The organism is Flavobacterium sp., assembly GCF_013822155.1.
GTDB lineage: Bacteria > Bacteroidota > Bacteroidia > Flavobacteriales > Flavobacteriaceae > Flavobacterium.
The window spans coordinates 1-1,200 of the sequence record NZ_PNJW01000192.1; the positions used below are offsets into that span (position 1 = coordinate 1).

Genomic DNA, 1,200 nt, shown 5'->3' on the forward strand with positions numbered 1-1,200 from the left:
AATATAAAAATGAGTAGGCTCTTTTTAAACATAATTTTCATTTTTTCGAATGGTAAATATAACAATTATTAATACATGAATTGTGCCGTTTGTTTCTCTAAAGATATAGTAACGCTAATATTTCGTTAAATATATTTTTGTAGGTGTTTATTTTATTAGTTTCACAATAAATGTAATCTTTATCCGTTATTATTTTTTATAAACCACAAAACTAATTTTTATGAAACAAATTTTAAAATCGGTACTGTTTCTTTTAGTATTCCCAGCGGTAAGTTTGGCGCAGGATTTAAAAGGGACAGATGCAATTCCTTTTGATGCTGCTGTGAGAAAAGGAACCCTAAAAAATGGCCTGACTTATTACATCAGAAAGAATAGTAAACCTGAAAACAAAGTCGATTTAAGACTGGTCATTAATGCAGGTTCTATTTTGGAAAACGACGACCAACAAGGATTGGCGCATTTTATGGAGCACATGTGTTTCAACGGAACGAAACGTTTTCCGAAAAATCAATTGGTGGATTATTTACAAAGTATCGGGGTTAAATTTGGTCAACATTTAAATGCTTACACCGGTTTTGATGAAACGGTTTATTTTCTTCCAATTCCGTCAGACGATGCTGAAAAAGTGGAAAAAGGATTCCAGATTATTGAAGATTGGGCTTTCAACGCCAATTTAACGCCGGAAGAAATCGACAAAGAAAGAGGCGTTGTTTTGGAAGAATACCGTCTTGGATTAGGTGCCGATAAAAGAATGGAAGACAAATACATCCCAAAAATGATGTACAACTCGCAATATGCTAATCGTCTTCCTATTGGTAAAAAAGAAATCTTGGAAAACTTCACTCATGATAAGTTAACGAGTTTTTACAAAGATTGGTACCGACCGAATTTGATGAGCGTAATTGTGGTTGGAGATATTGATGTCGCTGCAATGGAACAAAAAATCAAAGACCATTTTGAAAAATACCAAAACCCAAAAAACGAAAAGCCGAGAAAAACTTTTGAAGTTCCTAATCACAAAGAAACTTTTGTAGCTATTGAGAGCGATAAAGAAGCAGCTCAAACACAAATTCAATTGCTTTATAAAGATTATGGTGTGCGAAAACCCAAAAAAACCATTAACGATTTGAAAGAACACGTGGTAGAAACCTTGTTTTCAACCATGCTCAACAACCGATTAAATGAATTGGCCAATTCACC

At 33.6% G+C, this 1,200-nt stretch carries 1 protein-coding gene; it reads left to right on the forward strand.

The window, feature by feature from the left end:
* Window positions 1-220 precede the first annotated feature (220 nt).
* Window positions 221-1,200 (forward strand): pitrilysin family protein (locus C0512_RS15870; protein ID WP_290863331.1); only part of this gene is annotated, 980 nt, incomplete at its 3' end.